1 protein-coding gene and 1 pseudogene are annotated in these 785 nt (G+C 71.0%); both read left to right on the top strand.

Going from position 1 to position 785, the window contains the following annotated elements; translation table 11 throughout:
- Positions 1–64 precede the first annotated feature (64 nt).
- Positions 65–364 (top strand): annotated as a pseudogene (locus AOK24_RS51850) (proline racemase family protein); the annotation flags it as partial.
- Positions 365–366: 2 nt separating this feature from the next.
- Positions 367–785: proline racemase family protein (locus AOK24_RS51845; protein ID WP_240554366.1), on the top strand; the 419-nt coding region annotated here is incomplete at both ends.

The raw sequence follows: 785 nt of genomic DNA, 5'->3' as shown, positions 1-785 counted from the left end.
CGCGCGCCGCCCACCTCCCCTACCCCGCCCCCGACTTCCCCACCTCACGGAAAGGCCCCCGGCCATGCGCAGCAAACTCGTCCTGCACGCCGTCGACTCGCACACCGAGGGCATGCCCACCCGGGTGATCACCGGCGGCATCGGCACCATCCCCGGCGCCACGATGAACGAGCGGCGCCTCTACTTCCGTGAACACCGCGACGACATCAAGCAGTTGCTGATGAACGAGCCCCGAGGGCACGCGGCGATGAGCGGCGCGATCCTCCAGCCCCCCACCCGCCCGGACTGCGACTGGGGCGTCGTCTACATCGAGGTCTCCGGCTACCTCCCGATGTGCGGACACGGCACGATCGGCGTGGCGACCNNCCCGCCGGCGTCGTGGTCGCGGAGGTCGAGGTGGAGGGCGGCGCGGCGAAGGCGGTGACGCTGCGGAACGTCCCGTCGTACGCGGTCGCCCTGGACCGCAAGATCACGCTCGGGAACGGCCGTACGGTGACGTACGACCTGGCGTACGGCGGAAACTTCTACGCGATCCTGCCGCTGGACGAGTTCGGGCTGCCGTTCGACCGTGCCCGCAAGGACGACATCCTGCGCGCGGGTCTTGAGCTGATGGAGGCGATCAACTCCGAGGAGGAGCCGGTGCACCCGGAGGACCCGTCGATCCGGGGCTGCCATCACGTCCACCTGATCGCGCCCGGTTCGACGGCCCGTCACTCGCGGCACGCGATGGCGATCCACCCCGGCTGGTTCGACCGCTCCCCCTGCGGCACGGGCACGAGCGCGCG

Origin of the sequence: Streptomyces niveiscabiei (assembly GCF_001419795.1) — a bacterium.
Lineage (GTDB): Bacteria > Actinomycetota > Actinomycetes > Streptomycetales > Streptomycetaceae > Streptomyces > Streptomyces niveiscabiei.
The sequence above is the reverse complement of the archived record's forward strand: the minus strand, read 5'-3'. Positions and strand labels throughout refer to the sequence as shown.